This is a genomic window from Pseudomonas sivasensis, assembly GCF_013778505.1.
Taxonomy (GTDB): domain Bacteria; phylum Pseudomonadota; class Gammaproteobacteria; order Pseudomonadales; family Pseudomonadaceae; genus Aquipseudomonas; species Aquipseudomonas sivasensis.
In genome coordinates this window covers 127,487-148,926 of record NZ_JAAOWU010000010.1, presented here as the reverse complement: position 1 = coordinate 148,926, position 21,440 = coordinate 127,487, and the positions used below count along the sequence as shown (strand labels likewise).

At 59.8% G+C, this 21,440-nt stretch carries 18 protein-coding genes; 17 read left to right on the top strand and 1 reads right to left on the bottom strand.

Annotated features, from left to right (window positions below; all coding sequences use genetic code 11):
• Positions 1 to 62 precede the first annotated feature (62 nt).
• The 7 genes from G9Q84_RS17920 to hutG all read left to right on the top strand — a co-directional run bounded on the left by G9Q84_RS17920 (position 63) and on the right by hutG (position 8,624).
• Positions 63 to 914: an ABC transporter permease gene (locus tag G9Q84_RS17920; RefSeq protein WP_032890174.1), complete on the top strand. Its 852-nt coding sequence runs from the start codon at positions 63 to 65 to the stop codon at positions 912 to 914.
• Positions 911 to 1,735 (top strand): quaternary amine ABC transporter ATP-binding protein, encoded by an 825-nt coding sequence (locus G9Q84_RS17915; RefSeq protein WP_181643805.1) that lies wholly within the window; start codon positions 911 to 913, stop codon positions 1,733 to 1,735. Before G9Q84_RS17920 ends, G9Q84_RS17915 begins: the two co-directional genes overlap by 4 nt.
• Positions 1,736 to 1,876: 141 nt before the next feature.
• Positions 1,877 to 3,385, top strand: a complete 1,509-nt coding sequence (hutH, locus tag G9Q84_RS17910) for a histidine ammonia-lyase (RefSeq protein WP_181643804.1) — start codon at positions 1,877 to 1,879, stop codon at positions 3,383 to 3,385.
• A gap of 45 nt (positions 3,386 to 3,430) precedes the next feature.
• Positions 3,431 to 4,969, top strand: coding sequence for a histidine ammonia-lyase (hutH, locus tag G9Q84_RS17905; RefSeq protein WP_181643803.1), 1,539 nt, complete (start codon positions 3,431 to 3,433; stop codon positions 4,967 to 4,969).
• Between the two features lie 215 nt (positions 4,970 to 5,184).
• Positions 5,185 to 6,594 carry an amino acid permease gene (locus tag G9Q84_RS17900; RefSeq protein ID WP_181643802.1) on the top strand — a complete coding sequence of 470 codons (1,410 nt, stop codon included), beginning with the start codon at positions 5,185 to 5,187 and terminating at the stop codon, positions 6,592 to 6,594.
• A gap of 15 nt (positions 6,595 to 6,609) precedes the next feature.
• Positions 6,610 to 7,815: an imidazolonepropionase gene (hutI, locus tag G9Q84_RS17895; RefSeq protein WP_181643801.1), complete on the top strand. Its 1,206-nt coding sequence runs from the start codon at positions 6,610 to 6,612 to the stop codon at positions 7,813 to 7,815.
• Between the two features lie 11 nt (positions 7,816 to 7,826).
• On the top strand, positions 7,827 to 8,624 hold the full coding sequence (gene hutG / locus G9Q84_RS17890) for an N-formylglutamate deformylase (protein ID WP_181640254.1): 798 nt from the start codon (positions 7,827 to 7,829) through the stop codon (positions 8,622 to 8,624).
• 57 nt (positions 8,625 to 8,681) lie between these two features.
• On the opposite strand, the gene G9Q84_RS17885 is transcribed toward hutG, so the two are convergent.
• Complete coding sequence (locus tag G9Q84_RS17885) at positions 8,682 to 9,188, bottom strand: hypothetical protein (RefSeq protein WP_181643800.1); 507 nt, start codon at positions 9,186 to 9,188, stop codon at positions 8,682 to 8,684.
• A 359-nt stretch (positions 9,189 to 9,547) separates the two neighbouring features.
• On the opposite strand from G9Q84_RS17885, the gene choX reads away from it, so the two are divergent.
• The 10 genes from choX to G9Q84_RS17835 all read left to right on the top strand — a co-directional run bounded on the left by choX (position 9,548) and on the right by G9Q84_RS17835 (position 21,424).
• On the top strand, positions 9,548 to 10,495 hold the full coding sequence (choX, locus tag G9Q84_RS17880; RefSeq protein ID WP_181643799.1) for a choline ABC transporter substrate-binding protein: 948 nt from the start codon (positions 9,548 to 9,550) through the stop codon (positions 10,493 to 10,495).
• A gap of 52 nt (positions 10,496 to 10,547) precedes the next feature.
• A complete protein-coding gene (locus G9Q84_RS17875; protein ID WP_181643798.1) occupies positions 10,548 to 11,477 on the top strand; it encodes an alpha/beta hydrolase in 930 nt (309 codons plus the stop codon).
• A 103-nt stretch (positions 11,478 to 11,580) separates the two neighbouring features.
• Positions 11,581 to 12,552, top strand: a complete 972-nt coding sequence (gene pip, locus G9Q84_RS17870) for a prolyl aminopeptidase (RefSeq protein WP_032890191.1) — start codon at positions 11,581 to 11,583, stop codon at positions 12,550 to 12,552.
• Positions 12,549 to 12,986 carry a D-aminoacyl-tRNA deacylase gene (gene dtd, locus G9Q84_RS17865; RefSeq protein ID WP_099602003.1) on the top strand — a complete coding sequence of 146 codons (438 nt, stop codon included), beginning with the start codon at positions 12,549 to 12,551 and terminating at the stop codon, positions 12,984 to 12,986. The genes pip and dtd overlap by 4 nt, the downstream gene beginning before the upstream one ends.
• A 267-nt stretch (positions 12,987 to 13,253) precedes the next feature.
• Complete coding sequence (locus G9Q84_RS17860) at positions 13,254 to 14,990, top strand: glucan biosynthesis protein G (protein WP_032890634.1); 1,737 nt, start codon at positions 13,254 to 13,256, stop codon at positions 14,988 to 14,990.
• Positions 14,983 to 17,553: a glucans biosynthesis glucosyltransferase MdoH gene (mdoH, locus tag G9Q84_RS17855; protein WP_032890196.1), complete on the top strand. Its 2,571-nt coding sequence runs from the start codon at positions 14,983 to 14,985 to the stop codon at positions 17,551 to 17,553. Before G9Q84_RS17860 ends, mdoH begins: the two co-directional genes overlap by 8 nt.
• Before the next feature lie 184 nt (positions 17,554 to 17,737).
• Positions 17,738 to 18,538, top strand: a complete 801-nt coding sequence (locus G9Q84_RS17850; protein ID WP_032890197.1) for a transporter substrate-binding domain-containing protein — start codon at positions 17,738 to 17,740, stop codon at positions 18,536 to 18,538.
• A gap of 220 nt (positions 18,539 to 18,758) precedes the next feature.
• On the top strand, positions 18,759 to 19,556 hold the full coding sequence (locus G9Q84_RS17845; RefSeq protein WP_032890199.1) for a transporter substrate-binding domain-containing protein: 798 nt from the start codon (positions 18,759 to 18,761) through the stop codon (positions 19,554 to 19,556).
• Between the two features lie 181 nt (positions 19,557 to 19,737).
• The gene (locus tag G9Q84_RS17840) at positions 19,738 to 20,697 is read left to right on the top strand and encodes an amino acid ABC transporter permease (RefSeq protein ID WP_032890201.1); all 960 of its coding nucleotides are present in this window, start codon (positions 19,738 to 19,740) and stop codon (positions 20,695 to 20,697) included.
• Positions 20,690 to 21,424 (top strand): amino acid ABC transporter ATP-binding protein, encoded by a 735-nt coding sequence (locus G9Q84_RS17835; protein WP_032890203.1) that lies wholly within the window; start codon positions 20,690 to 20,692, stop codon positions 21,422 to 21,424. Before G9Q84_RS17840 ends, G9Q84_RS17835 begins: the two co-directional genes overlap by 8 nt.
• Positions 21,425 to 21,440: the final 16 nt, after the last annotated feature.

Below are 21,440 nucleotides of genomic sequence, written 5' to 3'. Positions count from 1 at the left end.
GCACGGCTACCCTGAGGGGTGGCCGGGCGCCCGGCCACAACCCATTGGATCGAGAGCACGCTATGTTTCCTGAGAGTTTTACGTTTTCCATTGCCGACTGGGTTAACGGTTGGGTGGATTCACTGGTCACCAACTACGGCGATGTGTTCCGGCAGATCTCCGACACGCTGCTGTGGGCCATCGTCAACCTGGAAGGCCTGCTGCGCGCCGCCCCTTGGTGGCTGATGCTGGCCATCGTCGGCGGCGTGGCCTGGCACGCTACCCGCAAAGTAGTCACTACGGCGGTCATCGTCGGTTTGCTGTTCCTGGTAGGCGCGGTTGGCCTGTGGGACAAGCTGATGCAGACCCTGGCCTTGATGATGGTTGCCACGGTGATTTCGGTGTTGATCGGCATTCCGTTGGGCATCCTCTCGGCGCGCAGTAATCGCCTGCGTTCGGTGTTGATGCCGCTGCTCGACATCATGCAAACCATGCCCAGCTTCGTGTACCTGATCCCGGTGCTGATGCTGTTCGGCCTGGGTAAGGTGCCGGCGATTTTTGCCACGGTGATCTACGCCGCGCCGCCGTTGATTCGCCTCACCGATTTGGGCATCCGCCAAGTGGATGGCGAAGTTATGGAGGCCATCAACGCCTTCGGTGCCAACCGCTGGCAGCAACTGTTTGGCGTGCAACTGCCGTTGGCGCTGCCGAGCATCATGGCTGGCATCAACCAGACCACCATGATGGCGTTGTCGATGGTGGTGATCGCCTCGATGATCGGCGCCCGTGGCTTGGGTGAAGACGTGCTCGTCGGCATCCAGACCCTCAACGTTGGCCGTGGCCTTGAAGCCGGGCTGGCGATCGTGATTCTTGCAGTGGTCATCGACCGCATTACCCAGGCCTATGGCCGCCCACGGCATGAGGCGAGCAAATGACGACTGTCAGCAAAATCGAAGTCAGAAACGTCTTCAAGATCTTTGGCGCGCGTTCCAAGGAAGCGCTGGCGATGATCGGGCAGGGCAAGACCAAGGACCAAGTGTTGGCCGAGACCGGTTGCGTGGTCGGCGTCAACGACCTGTCCCTGAGCATCGGTACTGGTGAGATCTTCGTGATCATGGGCCTGTCGGGTTCCGGTAAATCCACACTGGTACGTCACTTCAATCGCCTGATCGACCCCACCAGCGGCGCGATCCTCGTGGACGGCGAAGACATCCTGCAACTGGACATGGACGCCCTGCGCCAATTCCGTCGGCACAAGATCAGCATGGTGTTCCAGAGCTTCGGCCTGTTGCCCCACAAGAGCGTGCTCGACAACGTCGCTTACGGCCTCAAGGTGCGTGGCGAAACCAAGCAGGTGTGCGCCGAACGCGCGCTGCACTGGATCGAAACCGTGGGCCTCAAAGGCTACGAAAACAAATACCCGCACCAGCTCTCCGGCGGCATGCGCCAGCGCGTCGGCCTGGCCCGTGCGTTGGCTGCCGACACGGACATCATCCTGATGGACGAAGCCTTCAGCGCCCTTGACCCGTTGATTCGCGCCGAGATGCAGGACCAATTGCTGGAGCTGCAAAAGACCCTGCACAAGACCATCGTCTTCATCACCCACGACCTCGACGAGGCCGTGCGCATTGGTAACCGCATTGCGATCCTCAAGGACGGCAAGTTGATCCAGGTCGGCTCACCTCGGGAGATCCTCCATTCACCGGCGGATGAGTACGTGGACCGGTTTGTTCAGCGGCGCGCTGCGGTGGTCTGATCCAGATTCTGTGGTGAGGCTGCTGGCCCTATCGGGAGCAAGTCCCCTCCCACCTTTGAAGATGTTCACCGTTCAAAATGTGGGAGGGGGCTTGCCCCCGATGAGGCCGGCAAAGCGGTAGAGAATATGAAGAGGTCAACCATGTCCCAGGCAGCAAAAATCATCATCGCCGACACCCCCCTGCGCTGGCAGGACGTGGTCGCCGTGGCCCGCCACGGCGCGGTGCTGGAACTCTCGGGCCAAGCCTGGGCCCGCATCGACAATGCCCAAGCCATCGTGCAGCGCATCGTCACCAGCGGCGAACGCGCGTATGGCGTGAACACCGGCCTGGGCGCGCTGTGCAACGTGTCGCTTGCGGGCGAGCAACTCAGCCAGCTGTCGCGCAATACCCTGTTGAGTCACGCCTGTGGCGTCGGCCCGGTACTGAGCGATGAGCAGACCCGGGCGATTATCTGCGCCGCGGTCATCAATTACAGTCACGGAAAATCCGGCCTGCATCCGCAGGTCGTACGTTCGTTGCTGGCGCTGCTTAACCACGGCATCACGCCACAGGTGCCGTCCCAAGGTTCGGTGGGTTACCTGACTCACATGGCCCACGTCGGTGTCGCTTTGTTGGGTGTCGGTACGGTGAGTTATCGCGGCCGAATCGTGACGGCGCAGGAAGCCTTGCAGGCAGAAGGTTTGCAGCCCGTGGTACTCGGCGCCAAAGACGGCCTGTGCCTGGTCAACGGCACGCCGTGCATGACCGGTTTGAGCTGCCTGGCCTTGGCCGACGCCCATCACTTGCTGCAGTGGGCCGACGTGATCGGCGCCATGAGTTTCGAAGCCCAGCGCGGCCAGATCGATGCCTTTGATGAAGAAATCATCGCCCTCAAGCCGCACCCCGGCATGCAGCACGTTGGCGTCAACCTGCGTGCCTTGCTCGACGGCAGTGAAGTGATCGCCAGCAGCAAAGGCCTCCGCACACAGGACGCCCTGAGCATCCGCTCGATCCCGCAGATCCACGGCGCGGCGCGCGACCAGGTGGAGCACGCCACCCGCCAGATCGAGACTGAACTCAACAGCGCCACTGACAACCCGTTGGTGCTTGGCACGCCGGACGAGTACCGCGTAGTGTCCCAGGCCAATCCGCACGGCCAGTCCGTCGCCCTGGCCGCCGATATGCTCGCCATCGCCATGGCCGAAATCGGCTCGGTTGCCGAACGCCGCCTGGACCGTTTGATCAACCCGCACGTCAGTGGCTTGCCGGCATTCCTGGTGAGCAACCCAGGGGTTAACTCCGGAATGATGATCGTGCAATACGTCGCTGCATCACTGTGCGGGCAAAACCGCCAGCTCGCGCAACCAGCGGTGCTCGATAATTTCGTCACCTCGGGGCTGCAGGAAGACCACTTGAGCATGGGCACCAATGCCGCGCTGAAGCTGCATCAACTGCTGGCCAACGTCACCCAGATTCTTGCCATCGAGTACTTGCTGGCGGCCCAGGCCTTTGAATTTTTGAAGGCCCAGCGTTTCGGCGCGGGTACCGACCGCGCTTGGCGATTGTTACGTGAAGTGGTCCCCGCATACGAGCAGGACCGCTGGCTGGCGCCGGACATTGCAGCTGCCGCCAAGCTGCTCAAAGACACCGCATTACCCAATGTGCACTGAACCCTTATTCAACAGAAATATTCGAAAGAACAATTCACAAGGAGTATGAATGTGACTGCGTTAAATCTGATTCCAGGCCAACTGAGCCTTGCCCAACTGCGGGCCATCTACCAGCAGCCGGTGACCCTCAGTCTGGATGACAGCGCTTCAGCCCAGATCGAAGCCAGCGTTGCCTGCGTGGAGCAGATTCTCGCTGAGAACCGCACTGCCTACGGCATCAACACCGGTTTCGGCCTGCTGGCCTCGACCCGTATCGCCAGCGAAGACCTGGAAAACCTCCAGCGTTCCCTAGTGCTGTCCCATGCCGCCGGCGTCGGTGAGCCGATCAGCGATGCGCTGGTGCGGCTGGTCATGGTGCTCAAGGTCAATAGCCTGAGCCGTGGGTTCTCCGGGATTCGTCGGCAAGTGATCGACGCGCTGATCGCGCTGATCAACGCCGAGGTTTACCCGCATATTCCGTTGAAAGGCTCGGTCGGTGCGTCCGGTGACTTGGCGCCGCTGGCCCATATGTCCCTGGTGCTGCTGGGCGAAGGCAAGGCGCGCTACAAAGGTGAATGGCTGGAAGCGACTGACGCGCTGAAAGTCGCCGGCCTCACGCCGCTGACCCTCGCGGCTAAAGAAGGCCTGGCGTTGCTCAACGGTACCCAGGTGTCCACTGCTTATGCCCTGCGCGGCCTGTTCGAAGGCGAAGACCTGTTCGCTGGCGCCCTGGCCTGTGGCGGCCTTACAGTTGAAGCAGTGCTGGGCTCGCGCTCGCCGTTCGACGCGCGTATTCATGCCGCACGCGGCCAGCGTGGGCAAATCGATTCGGCTGCCGCTTACCGCGACCTGCTCGGCGAAAGCAGCGAGGTCTCCCAGTCGCACCAGAACTGCGACAAAGTGCAAGACCCGTACTCCCTGCGCTGCCAGCCTCAGGTCATGGGCGCGTGCCTGACCCAGTTCCGCCAGGCCGCTGAAGTGCTGGTGGTCGAAGCCAACGCCGTATCGGATAACCCGCTGGTGTTCGCCGCCGAAGGCGATGTGATTTCCGGCGGTAACTTCCACGCCGAACCAGTGGCCATGGCCGCTGACAACATGGCGCTGGCCATCGCCGAAATCGGTTCCCTCAGTGAGCGTCGTATCTCGTTGATGATGGACAAACACATGTCGCAATTGCCGCCGTTCCTGGTGGGCAATGGTGGGGTGAACTCCGGTTTCATGATCGCTCAGGTGACCGCCGCCGCGCTCGCCAGCGAGAACAAGGCGCTGGCCCATCCCCACAGTGTCGACAGCATTCCGACTTCAGCCAACCAGGAAGACCATGTGTCGATGGCACCTGCTGCCGGCAAGCGCCTGTGGGAAATGGCCGAGAACACCCGTGGCATCCTCGCCGTGGAATGGCTGGCCGCGTGCCAGGGTCTGGACTTGCGGGAAGGCCTGAAAACCTCGCCGAAACTGGAAAAAGCCCGTAGCGTCCTGCGCGCCAAAGTGGGGTTCTACGACAAGGATCGCTTCTTCGCCCCGGACATCATCGCCGCGAGCGAACTGCTCGCCAGCCGCTGCCTGAATGACCTGGTGCCGGCGAAGTTGCTGCCGAGCCTGTAAGCGACACTCGCTCTCTGTAGTGAGCGAGCTTGCCCCGCGCTGGGCTGCGTAGCAGCCCCTCCTACAGTCACCGCATTTCTCCAAGTGAAATGCGGTAGCCGGATTTGGGGTTGCTTCGCACCCCAGCGCGGGGCAAGCCCGCTCACCACAAAAAAAGCAGTTGTCATGAGCGCGGCTTTTAATTTTCTCAGGATAAAAATAATTAAGGACGAGAAATGCACCAGCAAGAAAAGGGTTTGAAACGTGGCCTCAGTGCCCGACATATTCGCTTCATGGCACTGGGGTCGGCCATCGGCACCGGGCTGTTCTACGGATCCGCCTCGGCTATCCAGATGGCCGGCCCTGCCGTGCTGCTGGCCTACCTGATCGGCGGCGCCGCGGTTTTCATGGTGATGCGCGCCCTCGGTGAAATGGCCGTGCACAACCCGGTGTCCGGTTCCTTCGGCCAGTACGCCAGCACCTATCTGGGCCCCATGGCCGGGTTTATTCTCGGCTGGACCTACGCGTTTGAAATGATCATCGTCTGCCTCGCCGACGTCACCGCGTTCGGTATCTATATGGGCTTCTGGTTTCCCGACGTCGCGCGCTGGGTCTGGGTGCTCGGCATTGTGTTTCTGATCGGCGGCCTGAACCTGTGCAACGTCAAAGTCTTTGGCGAGATGGAGTTCTGGCTGTCGCTGCTCAAGGTCGGCGCGATTGTCGCGATGATCCTCGGCGGCTTCGGCATCATGCTGTTCGGTATCCATTCGGCGGGCGAGACCCAGGCCAGCGGCCTGAGCAACCTGTGGGCCCACGGCGGCTTTATGCCTAACGGCGTTGGCGGCCTGATCGCCTCGTTCGCGGTGGTGATGTTCGCCTTCGGCGGTATCGAAATCATCGGTATCACCGCTGGCGAAGCCAAAGACCCGCAGCGCGTAATTCCCAAGGCGATCAACGCCGTGCCGCTGCGCATCCTATTGTTCTACGTGCTGACCCTGTTTGTGCTGATGGCTATCTACCCATGGCCCCAGATCGGCAGCCAGGGCAGCCCGTTCGTGCAGATATTCAGTAACCTCGGCATAGGCTCGGCGGCGACCATTCTCAATATTGTGGTGATCTCGGCGGCAGTCTCGGCGATCAACAGCGACATCTTCGGTGCGGGGCGCATGATGTACGGCCTCGCTCAACAAGGGCAGGCGCCCAAGGGTTTTGCCCAGTTGTCCAAACAGGGCGTGCCATGGATGACCGTGGTGGTGATGGGCGCAGCGCTGCTCGGCGGCGTGCTGCTCAACTACCTGATCCCGGAAAACGTGTTCCTGGTGATTGCCTCGATTGCCACTTTCGCCACCGTGTGGGTATGGCTGATGATTCTGTTCACCCAGGTCGCCATGCGTCGCTCTATGACTAAAGAACAGGTCGCTGAGCTGAAATTCCCGGTGCCGCTCTGGCCCTATGCGCCGGCGGCGGCCATCGTATTCATGCTGTTTGTGTTTGGTGTGCTGGGTTACTTCCCGGACACCCAGGCGGCCTTGCTGGTCGGCGCCGTGTGGATCGTGCTGCTGGTCGTTGCCTACCTGCTGTGGGTCAAACCCGCCGCCGGGCAAACGGCCAACGTCCAATACGACCCGGCTGTGTCTCATCGATAACTTAGGGAGGCGTTGATGAAAACCCTTTGGCAACACTGCCACGTTGCAACCATGGCTCAAGGTAACTACTCGATCATCGAGGATGCTGCCATGGTCACTGCCGGCTCACTCATCGACTGGATCGGCCCGCGCAGCCAAGTGCCGACGGCGGACTACGCCCAGGTGCATGACCTGCAAGGCGCGTGGGTCACTCCCGGGCTGATCGACTGCCACACCCACACGGTGTTTGGTGGCAATCGCAGTGGCGAATTCGAGCAGCGCCTTGAGGGCGTTAGCTATGCCGAGATCGCGGCCAAGGGCGGCGGTATCGCCAGCACCGTGCGCGCCACCCGCGCCGCCAGCGAGGATGAACTGTTCGACAGCGCCCGCAAGCGCTTGCGCAGTCTGCTGCGCGACGGCGTGACAACGGTGGAGATCAAATCCGGCTACGGCCTGGACCTGGCCAACGAACGCAAGATGTTGCGCGTGGCCCGGCGTCTCGGCGATGAGCTGCCGGTCAGCGTGCGCGCCACCTGCCTGGCGGCCCATGCGTTACCGCCGGAGTACAAGGACCGCGCCGACGACTACATCGAGCATATCTGCAGCGAGATGCTACCGGCCCTGGCGGCGGAAGGGCTGGTGGACGCCGTGGATGCCTTCTGCGAATACCTGGCGTTTTCCACTGAGCAAGTGGAGCGCGTGTTCAAGGTCGCCCAGCAGTTGGGCCTGCCGGTAAAACTGCACGCCGAGCAACTCTCGTCGTTGCACGGCTCCAGCCTGGCGGCGCGTTATCGCGCGTTGTCGGCGGACCACCTGGAATTCATGACCGAAGAAGACGCCATTGCCATGGCTGCATCCGGCACCGTCGCCGTGCTGCTGCCAGGGGCGTTCTACTTCCTGCGCGAAACCCAGTTGCCACCGATGGAGGCGCTGCGCAAACACGGCGTGAAAATCGCCATCGCCAGTGACCTCAACCCCGGCACCTCGCCGGCACTGTCGGTGCGCCTGATGCTCAACATGGCCTGCACCCTGTTCCGCATGACCCCGGAAGAGGCCCTGGCCGGCGTCACGCAACATGCGGCCACCGCATTGGGCATGGGCGCTACCCATGGCTCACTGGAAGTGGGCAAAGTGGCGGATTTTGTAGCGTGGCAGATTGATCGTCCCGCCGACCTCGCCTACTGGCTGGGCGGCGAGCTGGATAAACGCGTCGTGCGCCATGGCGCCGATGTCACTGTTTAAGGAGTGCTGTTGTGGATAAGGTTCTGAATTTCAAACAAGGCCGCACCCCGCTGCTGATCAGCATGCCCCACGCCGGCGTGCGTTTGACACCTGCGGTCGAAGCCGGGTTGATCCCCGAGGCGCAAAGCCTGCCGGACACCGATTGGCATATCCCCACGCTGTATGACTTTGCCGAAGAGCTCGGCGCCAGCACTCTCTCGGCGGAGTACTCGCGCTTTGTCATCGACCTCAACCGGCCGTCCGACGACAAGCCGCTGTACGCCGGCGCCACCACCGGCTTGTACCCGGCCACGCTATTTGAGGGTGTGCCGTTGTTTCGTGAAGGCCTGGAGCCCAGCGAGGCAGAACGCGCCACTTACCTGCAAAAGATCTGGGGCCCGTATCACCGCGCGCTGCAAGAGGAACTGGCGCGGCTCAAGGCCGAGTTCGGCTACGCGCTGCTGTTCGACGCCCACTCGATCCGCTCGGTGATCCCGCACCTGTTCGACGGCAAACTGCCGGACTTCAACCTCGGCACCTTTAACGGGGCCGCCTGCGATCCCGAACTGGCCAGCCAGCTGGAAGCCATCTGCGCCGCCCATCCGCAGTACACCCATGTGCTGAACGGGCGCTTCAAGGGCGGCCATATCACCCGGCATTACGGCGACCCGGCGCAGGATATTCATGCGGTGCAGTTGGAGTTGTGCCAGAGCACTTATATGGAGGAGTTCGAGCCGTTCCGTTATCGCGCGGATTTGGCTGAGCCGACGCGGGTGGTGTTGAAGCAGTTGCTGGAAGGTTTTTTGGTCTGGGGACGTGGGCACTATTAAATGAAAAAATACAGATGCGATTTCCTGCTCAGAACGCGCACCTGTATTTTTCAGCTATCAGATGGAGTGTTGTCCGCTGTTTGAAAGGTAAAAGTGGCCATTGATATTAATGGGGGCTTTGTTCTCATCGAGTGTGTTGAGGTCAATGTTGCCCTCAATGGTTTTAAAGTCATTACTCCATTCGTATTTGATCACCCCTGTTTTACCCAGGTAGATGAGTTCGTCTGACTTTTTCTTCTCATAGTCAATGTTCACAATTCTAAAATAGCTTGCACTGTTTATAATCGGCCCCTCAGGGGGAAGAGCTGGGAACATCTCGACCCTACCGTGTAGCTGATATCTGGGCAGGTAAATGTGTATCGCGCGTATTTCATGAGGTTTCTTGTTTATTTCGGAGATGTCCTGAAATGCCGCTATCATCCAGCAGCTGCTACCTGAATTATCTTTGATCAGCGCGATGTTGATTTTATTGGCGAGAAAAATGTCTTTCTCGTTTGCGTATTGCACTGTTGCTTCAAAGATCTCAGTTATGGGTTTATTGCTCGGGTACGTTGGCGTGGTCATTATTGCTCTCCGGAAAGTCAGTGTCTTTCCGTAAACAGTAAAGACGCCCCTGAGAGTTGCTCTACTGTTATATATGACAGTTTTTTAGGTGAAGTAGTCATTTCAGCGTGGGTGGTTATCAGCTTTTGAATTAAGAGCGATTAACTATTCATTGGCGTGGTTCCAGAGCACCGTAGAGGGCAGTGTTCGAACCGCTCATTTATCACGCAACGGTCCGAGCCGATGACGCTGACAGTCGACACAGTGCAACTGCCGGTCGCACCCGGTCGTGTTTATCGAGGTCTTGCTGGGTAAGGTTGTGGATACGGCGCATCAGATGCCACTCCCCACAATAAAAACTGCCGAGTGAGACCGCTTTCATGAAACGACTATTCAACCGCTATCTGTTGACCCTCACCGGCGCCGTACTGCTCAGTGCGCAAGCCATGGCGGCCGAGCCGGCCTCCTGCAAGTCCATCCGAATGGGCGTGGTCAGTTGGACCGATGTGGTCGCCACCTCCGGCATGGCTGACGTGCTGCTCAACGGTTTGGGCTACGACAGCAAACAGACCAGTGCGGTGCAGCAGATTATCTTTGCCGGCATCCGCGATAAGCGCCTGGATATCTTTCTTGGCTACTGGAAACCGGCGATGGACAACAACATCGCCCCCTTCCTGGCGGCCAAACAGGTCAAGGTGCTCGACACGCCGAGCCTCGCCGACGCCCAAGCTACCCTGGCCGTGCCGCAATACGTGGCCGATGCCGGGTTGAGGACCTTCTCCGACATTGCCCGATTCAAGAACCAACTGGGTGGCAAACTCTACGGTATCGAGCCCGGCAGCGGTGCCAATACTGATATTCAGAAAATGGTCGACACCAACCGCTTCGGCCTCGGCGGCTTCAAACTGGTGGCCTCCGGTGAGGCGGGGATGTTGGCGGCGGTGCAGCGCGCTGTAAATCGCAAGGAGTTCGTGGTGTTTGTCGGTTGGACCCCGCACCCGATGAACCTCAATATGAAAATGACCTACCTCACCGGCAGCGAAGACGTATTCGGTCTCGACGAAGGCCGCGCTACCGTCTCCACCGTGACGGCGCCGGACTTTGCCGAACGCTGCCCAAATGTCCATCGACTCTTGGAAAACCTCACCTTCACCGCTGCCCAAGAGAGCCAGTTGATGGTGCCGATCATGGCGCGCCAGTCGCCCCAGGACGTGGCTAAACAGTGGTTGCGCGACCATCCGCAGGATTTGCAGCGCTGGCTGGCAGGTGTTAAAGCGTTTGATGGCCGCGATGGCGTGGCGGCAGTGCTGGCAAGCCTCAAACCCTAAGCCAAATGCAGTCCCTTCCTCCTTGAACCTGCTGTGCTAGAGATCATTGTGCATGTACCCAATTTCCCCACGGCTTGCCGCCTTCGTCGAAAAGACCGCTTCCTTCACCGGCGACGATCCATCGCTGGCCGGCATACGCCAGAGCTACGAGCGCATGTGCCAAGCGTTCACCCCACCCATGCCGGACGGCTTGCAGGTGTCTGACTTTCCCCTCGCAGGCGTTGGCGTGCGCAGCTACCTCCCCCCGTCAGCCCCACCGGCCGATGGTTGGCCCTGCCTCCTTTATATGCACGGCGGCGGATGGGTAGTCGGCGGCCTGGATTCCCACGACTTTATTTGCTTCGAATTGGCCAGTGCGTTGAACGTTTTGGTGATCGCCATCGACTACCGCCTTGCCCCGGAACACCCGTTCCCCGCGGCCTATCAAGATTGCCGCGCCGTGTGGCGGGCGATCCAGTCGGGGGAGGGGCCGCACGCCATTAACCTGAAACGTATTGTCGTGATGGGTGACAGTGCCGGTGGCAATCTGGCCGCTGCGCTGTGCCTGGGGCTGCGCGACGCCCGTGAACCGTTGCCCCGCGCCCAAATGTTGATTTACCCCGGCCTTGGTGGCACGGCTGACTTACCCTCGCGCCGAGATTGCATGGCCGCACCCTTGCTCAGCACCTCTGATGCGGAGCACTACCTGGCGCTTTACCTGCGCGGATCGGGCAAGGATTCACCCTATGCCATGCCGCTGCTGGCCCAGGATTACTGTGGATTGCCCAAGGCATTGATCGCCGTCGCCCAATTCGACCCGTTGCGCGACGACGGCATGTTGTATGCCGAGCGACTGCAAGCGGCGGGCGTGACCACGGTGCTTTATCCGGGAAAGGGCCTGGTCCATGGCTGTTTGCGCGCACGAGGCCAAGTGGCGGAGGTGGACCAATTGTTCGACTATCTGCTGAATTACCTGCAGGGCGAAGGGCTGACACAGGTCTAAGCGCTCAAGGACATGCTCATTGCACAATTCGGGTTTATAGTGCCAGACGGCAAAATAAAAGACGTCCCCTCAGGGATGAACCCGACCCCCTACGGAGCGCGCAATGCAGACTTGGTACCCGCAGATCAAACCCTACGCCCGGCACGATCTGGCAGTCGATGACACCCACACCCTGTATGTCGATGAAAGTGGCTCCCCCGAAGGCTTGCCTGTCGTCTTTATCCACGGGGGCCCTGGTTCCGGTTGCGACGCCCAGAGTCGCTGCTATTTCGATCCTAATCTGTACCGCATTGTCACCTTCGACCAGCGTGGTTGCGGGCGCTCCACGCCCCGCGCCAGTCTGGAAAACAACACCACCTGGGACTTGGTGGCCGACCTTGAGCGTATCCGCGAGCACCTGGGCATCGACAAATGGGTGTTGTTCGGCGGCTCTTGGGGCTCGACCCTGGCTCTGGCCTACGCGCAAACCCACCCTGAGCGTGTGCATGGCCTGATCGTGCGCGGCATTTTCCTGGCCCGACCGCAGGACATCGAATGGTTCTACCAAACCGGCGCCAGCCGCTTGTTCCCGGATTACTGGCAGGACTACCTCGCGCCGATTCCTGCGGACGAGCGTCACGATATGATTGCCGCCTACCACAAGCGCCTGACCGGTAACGACCAGATCGCCCAGATGCACGCGGCCAAAGCCTGGTCCGGCTGGGAAGGTCGCATGCTGGGCCTGTGCCCAAGCCCACAGCATGTGGAGCGTTTTTCCGAGCCGCAGCGCGCCCTGTCCATCGCGCGGATTGAATGCCACTACTTCACCAATAATTCCTTTCTGGAACCCAACCAGCTGATTCGCGATATGCACAAGATCGCCCATCTGCCTGGCGTAATTATCCACGGCCGCTACGATATGATCTGTCCGCTGGATAACGCGTGGGAGCTGCATCAGGCTTGGCCGAACAGCGAACTGCAGGTGATCCGCGAGGCGGGCCATGCGGCGTCCGAGCCCGGCATTACCGATGCATTGGTGCGCGCGACCGGTGAGATGGCACGGCGCCTGCTTGATCTACCGCCAGAAGAAGCATGAAGGGCCTGTTGCAACGGGTGTGTGGCGCCCGTGTCGAGGTCGAGGGTGAAGTCGTCGGTGCCATCGACCAGGGATTGCTGGTACTGGTGGCCGTTGAGCCTTCAGATACGCCGGAGAGCGCCGATAAGTTGCTGCACAAATTGCTCAACTACCGTGTGTTCAGCGACGACGAGGGCAAGATGAACCTGTCGCTCAAGGACATCGGCGGTGGTTTGCTGCTGGTGTCGCAGTTTACGTTGGCGGCGGATACCAAGAGCGGGCTGCGGCCAAGCTTCTCCACAGCGGCCCCGCCGGCCCTGGGAGCGGCGCTTTTTGATCACCTGCTGGTACAAGCGCAACAATTGCATGGCAAGGTGGCGTCGGGGCGTTTTGGTGCCGATATGCAGGTGCATTTGGTCAATGATGGCCCTGTGACCTTTCTGTTACAGACCTGAATGTATTAAAAACGACTTTTAATGCCTAAAAACGCAGGATTTCGCTACAAATACTTCGCTGCCCCTGATGCGTTGTCTCGCGGGCTACTAGATAATCGCGCGCTACGGGGATCAGCGTTGTTTGGTCCATTTTTGATTTAGGTAGAGACTTGTCCGACATCCATTGGGGAATCATTTTGACCCAGGGGAGTCGGAACAATGCTCGCCAACCTGGCATATAGATAGCTGGCCGTTGGTTTTTTGATCTGTTTTCGGCGAGGGTTGCTCGTGATTGTTAGTCCCTGTAATGCACCAAAATTGTCTGCCAAACGGTTACGAAACGCACTGGTAACGGGCTCAGCCCTGTTTTGCCTGTTCGGCGCGGGTCAGCTGTGGGCATTCAGTCTGGATGATGTGTCGGCCAAGGCAAAAGAGCTGGCTGGGCAGAAATACGAAGCTCCGCGCAGCAATCTGCCGAACGAATTTCGCGAAATGAAGTTCGCGGACTACCAGAAGATTCGTTTCCGCAACGAAAAAGCCGAATGGGCCGATCAGAACACCCCGTTCAAGCTGTCCTTCTATCACCAGGGTATGCATTTCGATACACCGGTGAAAATCAACGAAGTCACCGCTGACAGCGTGCAGGAAATCAAATACGACCCGTCGCGTTTCGATTTCGGCGATGTGAAGTTTGATCCGAAAGCAACCGAACAACTGGGTTATGCCGGTTTCCGTGTCTTGTTCCCGATCAATAAGAGCGACAAGCAAGACGAAATCATGACCATGCTCGGCGCGAGCTATTTCCGTGTCGTCGGCAAGGACCAGGTGTATGGCCTGTCCGCCCGTGGCATGGCGATCGATACTGCGCTGCCGTCTGGTGAAGAGTTCCCGCGTTTTACCGAGTTTTGGATCGAACGTCCAAAACCGGGTGACAAGCACCTGGTGATCTTTGCCCTGCTCGATTCCCCTCGTGCGACCGGCGCCTATCGCCTGATCCTGCGTCCGGGCACCGACACCGTTGTCGATGTGAAATCCCAGATGTTCCTGCGCGACAACGTCAGTAAGTTGGGCGTCGCACCGCTGACGAGCATGTTCCTGTTCGGCGCAAACCAGCCGTCCAAGGTGCTCAACTACCGTCGCGAACTGCACGACTCCAGCGGTCTGTCGATCCATGCCGGTAACGGTGAGTGGATCTGGCGCCCACTGAACAATCCTAAACACCTGTCGGTCAGCAACTTCACCGTAGAGAACCCGCGTGGTTTCGGCCTGCTGCAACGCGGCCGTAACTTCAGCCACTACGAAGACCTGGACGACAACTACGACAAGCGCCCAAGCGCCTGGATCGAGCCTGAAGGTGATTGGGGCAAGGGTTCCGTCGATCTGGTCGAGATCCCGACCGCCGACGAAACCAACGACAACATCGTTGCCTTCTGGAGCCCGGCTGTACTGCCGAAAGTCGGCGAGCCGCTGGAAGTCGCCTACCGCCTGCACTGGACTCTGGACGACGCCGCGTTCCACTCGCCGGACAGCGCTTGGGTCAAGCAGACCCTGCGTTCCACGGGTGATGTGAAACAGTCCAACCTGATCCGTCAGCCTGATGGCAGCGTCGCCTACCTGGTGGACTTTGAAGGCCCGTCCCTGAAGAAACTCCTGCCGGACGCCCCGGTGCGCAGCCAGGTGAGCGTGGGTGACAACGCTGAAGTGGTAGAAAACAGCGTGCGTTACAACGAACACACCAAAGGCTGGCGTTTGACCCTGCGCATGAAGATCAAAGACGCAGGCAAACCGACCGAAATGCGTGCTGCCCTGGTTCAGGATATCCCGCAGCCAGAGCCGGAGAAGGTTTCGACCCAGGTGCTCAAGGCTGACAAGGTCCTGGCCAAGCAACACGAGAAACAGGCCAAGAAAGACGCGAAAGACAAGGAAGCCAAGCAGCCAGAAGCTGCCCCAGCCACACCGGAGCCGATCAAGACCGAGCAAGTCCTGACCGAAACCTGGAGCTATCAGTTGCCTGCCGATGAGTAATTCTCAAGTCCAGCCAGAAACTCTGTCCGAGTATCTGGCGCATCTCCCGATGACCGCTGAGCAGCGCGCCGAACTGGCGGGCTGCACATCCTTCACCGAGTTGCACGAGCGTTTGTCGTCCGCAACCTTTGACGCGCCCGTCGACGCCGCCCAGGCGTCGGTTGGCCGCCGCTTGACCCTTAGCACCGCCGAGGAGCTGCAAGACGCCGAAATGCTGGCGCTCGACGCCAGCGGTCGCGTGTGCCTCAAGGCCACGCCACCGATTCGGCGCACCCGTGTGGTGCCGGAGCCTTGGCGTACCAATATCCTGGTGCGCGGCTGGCGCCGCCTCACCGGCCGCAGCAATCCGCCGGCACCGCCGAAAGATGAGCGCGTATTGCCGGCCGCGCGCTGGCGTACCGTGGGTTCGATCCGTCGCTACATCCTGCTGGTGCTGATGCTTGGTCAGACCATCGTTGCCGGCTGGTACATGAAAGGCATCATGCCGTACCAGGGCTGGTCGCTGGTTGACTTCGACGAGATCCGCAACCAGACCCTGCTGCAAACCGCTACTCAGGTGCTGCCTTACGCGCTGCAAACCAGCATCCTGATCATGTTCGGGATCTTGTTCTGCTGGGTGTCGGCCGGTTTCTGGACCGCCTTGATGGGCTTTCTGGAACTGCTTACCGGACACGATAAATACCGTATCTCCGGTAAAAGTGCCGGCGACGAGCCGATTCCGAAAGACGCCCGTACCGCGCTGGTGATGCCGATTTGCAACGAAGACGTACCGCGTGTATTCGCCGGTTTGCGTGCAACGTTTGAGTCTGTGGCCGCTACCGGTGACCTGGACCGCTTCGACTTTTTCGTGCTCAGCGACAGTAATGACGCCGACATCTGCATCGCCGAACAGCAAGCCTGGCTCGACGTGTGCCGCGAGGCCGGTGGTTTCGGCAAGATCTTCTATCGCCGCCGTCGCCGTCGCGTAAAGCGCAAGAGCGGCAACCTCGACGACTTCTGCCGTCGCTGGGGCGGTGACTATAAGTACATGGTCGTGCTCGACGCCGACTCCGTGATGAGCGGCGAATGCCTGACCAGCCTGGTGCGCTTGATGGAAGCCACGCCGGATGCCGGGATTATCCAGACCGCGCCCCGTGCGTCGGGCATGGACACCCTGTATGCGCGCATGCAGCAATTCGCCACTCGTGTGTACGGCCCGCTGTTTACCGCCGGCCTGCACTTCTGGCAGTTGGGCGAATCCCACTACTGGGGCCACAACGCGATCATCCGCATGAAGCCGTTCATCGAGCACTGCGCCCTGGCGCCGTTGCCGGGTAAAGGCGCGTTCGCCGGCTCCATCCTGTCCCACGACTTCGTTGAAGCTGCGCTGATGCGCCGTGCCGGCTGGGGCGTGTGGATTGCCTACGACCTGCCTGGCAGCTACGAAGAACTGCCGCCGAACCTGCTGGACGAACTCAAGCGTGACCGTCGCTGGTGCCACGGTAACCTGATGAACTTCCGCCTGTTCCTGGTTAAAGGCATGCACCCGGTGCACCGCGCGGTGTTCCTGACCGGCGTGATGTCCTACCTGTCGGCACCGTTGTGGTTTCTGTTTCTGGTGTTGTCCACAGCCTTGCTGGCGGTGAACACGCTGATGGAGCCGCAGTACTTCATGGCTCCCCGTCAGCTGTACCCACTGTGGCCGCAATGGCATCCGGACAAGGCGGTGGCGCTGTTCTCCACCACCATCGTGTTGCTGTTCCTGCCTAAGTTGCTGAGCATCATCCTGATCTGGGCCAAGGGCGCGAAAGAGTTCGGTGGCAAGTTCAAGGTGACCTTGTCGATGCTGCTGGAGATGCTGTTTTCAATGCTGCTGGCGCCTGTGCGCATGATCTTCCACACCCGTTTCGTCCTTGCCGCTTTCCTCGGCTGGGCCGCGACTTGGAACTCGCCACAGCGTGACGACGACTCCACGCCGTGGAGTGAAGCGGTCAAGCGGCACGGTCCGCAAACCGTGCTGGGCTTCCTGTGGGCGCTGCTGGTGGTGTGGCTGAACCCAAGCTTCCTGTGGTGGCTGGTGCCGATCGTGGGTTCGCTGATGCTGTCGATCCCGGTGTCGGTGATCTCCAGCCGGGTCAAGCTGGGTCTCAAGTCCCGTGACGAGAGCCTGTTCCTGATCCCTGAGGAGTACAACCCGCCGCAAGCGCTGCTGTCGACGGAGAAGTACACCCATGAAAACCGTTGGCACGCCCTCAATGACGGGTTCGTGCGTTCGGTGGTTGATCCGCAGCAGAACGCCCTGGCCTGCGCCCTGGCGACTTCGCGTCACCGTGAGGCTGAGCCTATCGAGTACCTGCGTATCGAACGTGTTCGTCACGCGTTGAAAGTCGGCCCGGCCGGCCTCAACAACGGTGAGCGTCTGGCGTTGCTCAGTGATCCGGTGGCCCTTGCCCGCCTGCACGAGCAGGTCTGGAGCGAAGGACATGCCGAGTGGCTCGCCGCTTGGCGTGATTCGATCAAGGCCGACCCGCACGCGCCGTTGCTACCGCTGCAACCGCTGTCCTCCCAGGCCCAACCGGCCTGATTCAGACACCCCCGAGGGCTCACCTCGGGGGTGTTCGAAGCGCTGGTCCTACAGCGTTTCCCGCCTCTTCTTTGTCTTCCTGACGCCCTGTTATTTCGAAACAAAAGACCCTCGTCCGAGGCGTATTTGCGTGCCCGCGACTAGGTTAGGATCGCCCCCCAATTTTCTTGGCTGCGAGGGATTCATGCTCAAAAGGTATTGTTCGGCATTGCTTATCAGCGCTGCTGCATTGATTCAAATCAGCCAGGTGCACGCGGGTGCGATTGACGACGCCGTCCGGCGTGGTGTGCTCAAGGTTGGCACCACCCCCACCTATATCCCTTTCGAAATGACCGATAAACAGGGGCGCATTGTCGGCTTTGAAATTGACCTGCTCAACGTGATGAGCCAGGCGCTGGGGGTGGAACTTGAACTGGTCGTGATGCCCTACACCGAACTGTTGCCGGGCTTGCTGGCGAAAAAATTCGACTTGATCGGCAGTGGTATGACTGTCACTCAGGAGCGCAACTTAAGGCTGAACTTCAGTGACGCTTTCATCGTGGTGGGCCAGAGCGTACTGCTGCACCCCCGTCTGGCGGGCAAGGTCAGCAGTATTGAAGACCTGGACGATGCCGGCTACAGAATCGCTGTCACTGAGGGCACCACCGGCAAAGCAGCGGCTCAACGGTTTTTGGGGGCGGCCCGACTGAGTAGTTTTGCCACGCCGGAGGAAGGGGTTCGCCAGGTCGTGGCGGGGGAGGCCGATGCCTTTATCCATGACGCACCCTACAACCTGATCGCGGTGAACCGGGCGGAGAACGGCACGCTGCTGGCGCTGGAGCAACCGTTTACATTCGAACCCTTGGCGTTTGGCGTAAAAAAGGGCGATTTCGACAGCATTAACTGGATCAACCATTTCTTGAACCAGGTGGCCCAGGATGGGACCTATGATCGGCTGCATGACAAGTGGTTCAAAGACACCACCTGGCTGGCAGAACTCGACTGAAAGTCATAACTGCTTACATATCAACCCATTGCCGTGTCAGGTTGCGCAAGTGTCTACCCCTGCGGTTGACCGCAGCGTCGTGGGTCTTTTCCTACATACCCTGATAACAATTGCCCGTGAAACCTTTGTGACGGGCAACGAGTGGGTTAGGATCGCACCCCGAAATGGTGCAGCCCTTTTTGCGCGCCGACCTTATAAGAATCGTTCAGGGGACTTGATGATGAAAAAGTATCTTTCGATGCTGCTGCTTGGCGTCACCGCGCTGGTCGCGGCCAATGCGGCCCAGGCTGGCGCCATCGACGATGCGGTCAAGCGCGGCACGCTGAAAGTCGGCATGGATCCGACCTACATGCCGTTCGAGATGACAGACAAGCGCGGTGAGATCATCGGCTTCGAAGTTGACATCCTCAAGGCCATGGCCAAGTCCATGGGCGTCAAGCTGGAGCTGGTTTCCACGGGTTATGACGGCATCATCCCAGCGTTCCTGACCGGCAAATTCGACATGATCGGCAGCGGCATGACCCTGACCCAGGAACGCAACCTGCGCCTGAACTTCAGCGAACCCTTCATCGTGGTCGGCCAGACTCTGCTGATTCGCAAGGACCTGGAAGGCACCATCAAGTCCTACAAAGACCTGAACGACGAGAAATACCGCCTGACCTCCAAGCTTGGCACCACCGGTGAAATGGTCGCCAAGAAGCTGATCTCCAAAGCCAAGTACCACGGCTATGACAACGAGCAGGAAGGCGTACTGGACGTAGTCAACGGCAAGGCCGATGCCTTTGTGTATGACGCACCGTACAACGTGGTTGCCGAGAAGAAAGTCGGCAACGGCAAGCTGGTGTTCCTGGACGAACCCTTCACCTTCGAGCCATTGGCGTTTGGCCTGAAGAAAGGTGATTACGACAGCATCAACTTCATCAACAACTTCCTGCACCAGATCAAGAACGACGGCACCTACGATCGCATTCATGACAAGTGGTTCAAGAGCTCAGAGTGGCTCAAGGACATGGAATAAAGGCTGTCCTGTAGTGAGCGGGCTTGCCCCGCGTTGGGGGGCGAAGCCGCCCTAAATCCAGACGCAGCGGTGTTTCAGAAAGACCGAGGCGCATGATTTTGGGGCGGCTTGCCTCCCAGCGCTGGTCAAATCCGCTCACTACACAAAGGCGCATGCCTTCGAATTTTTTGGATGTCGAGTAATGAAACAGAAAAAAGCCCAATGGCCCTGGCACCTGCTAACCGTGGTCGTGCTGGTCGGCCTGGCCGGCGCCTTGTACTACGCTACCTCGCTGATGTCCTACGAATGGCGCTGGAACCGCGTGCCGCAATACTTCGCCTACCAGGCCGAAGAAGCACAGCGTGCAGCGGACATCTCCACCGTCATTGAGCTGGTTCGTAACGGCGACGTCGCCGAAGTGACCCTGCGCAACGACGCTGGCAACGAGCAAAAGGTGACGGTTGCCGACAACAGTCTGCAAGTGGCGCGCGGTGATGACGTGGCCGAAGGCGATGTCATTGGTGTGAATCGTCATTGGGCGTTGGGCCCGCTGATGTGGGGGTTGTGGACCACGCTGTGGCTGTCGGTGGTTTCCGGGATTTTGGGCCTGGCGATTGGCCTTGCCACCGGTTTGTGCCGACTTTCCAACAACCCGACCTTGCGTGATCTGTCGACGATCTACGTCGAACTGGTACGTGGCACCCCGCTGTTGGTGCAAATCTTCATTTTCTATTTCTTCATTGGCACGGTGCTCAACCTGTCACGGGAATTTGCCGGGATCGCCGCGCTGTCGCTGTTCACCGGCGCCTATGTGGCCGAAATCGTTCGCGCCGGCGTGCAGTCCATCACCCGCGGGCAGAACGAAGCCGCGCGCTCCTTGGGCCTGAGTGCCAGCCAGTCGATGCGCCATGTGGTGCTGCCGCAAGCCTTCAAGCGCGTACTGCCGCCCTTGGCAGGGCAATTCATCAGCTTGGTGAAAGACACGTCCCTGGTCTCGGTGATCGCCATTACCGAACTGCTCAAGAGCGGTCGCGAAGTCATCACGACCTCGTTCTCGCCGTTTGAAATCCTGTTCTGCGTCGCAGGCCTGTACCTGCTGATCAACCTGCCGCTGTCGAAAATGGCCAGCCGGCTTGAGCGGAGGCTCGCCCAAAGTGATTGAAGTCCGCGATCTGGTAAAAGTCTTCGACACCCGTGGTCATGTAGTGCGTGCGGTAGACCATGTGACCACCCAGGTGGCCAAGGGAGAAGTGCTGGTGGTGATCGGCCCGTCCGGCTCCGGCAAGTCGACTTTCCTGCGTTGCCTCAATGGTCTGGAAGAGTTCGACTCGGGCTCGGTGAGCATCGACGGCCTGCAACTGGCCGATCCGAAAACCGACGTGAACGCCTATCGTCGTGAAGTCGGCATGGTGTTCCAGCACTTCAACCTGTTCCCCCACATGACCGTGTTGGAGAACCTGTGCCTGGCGCAAAAAGTCGTGCGCAAGCGCGGCAAGCAAGAGCGCGAAGCCAAGGCCTTGGCCCTGCTGGAAAAGGTCGGCATTGCACAGAAGGCCAACGAGTTCCCATCACGCCTGTCCGGCGGCCAGCAACAACGGGTGGCGATCGCCCGGGCGCTGGCGATGGAGCCCAAGGTGATGCTGTTCGACGAGCCCACCTCGGCCCTCGACCCGGAAATGGTCGGCGAAGTGCTGGACGTGATGAAGACCTTGGCTCTGGAAGGCATGACGATGGTCTGCGTTACCCACGAAATGGGCTTCGCCCGCGAAGTGGCGGACCGTGTGTTGTTCTTCGATCACGGCAAGTTGTTGGAAGATGCGGCACCGGCCGAGTTTTTTGATTCGCCAAAAGACCCGCGTGCCCAAGCGTTCCTGCGTCAGGTTCTGTAAGCCCAAGGCCACTGAA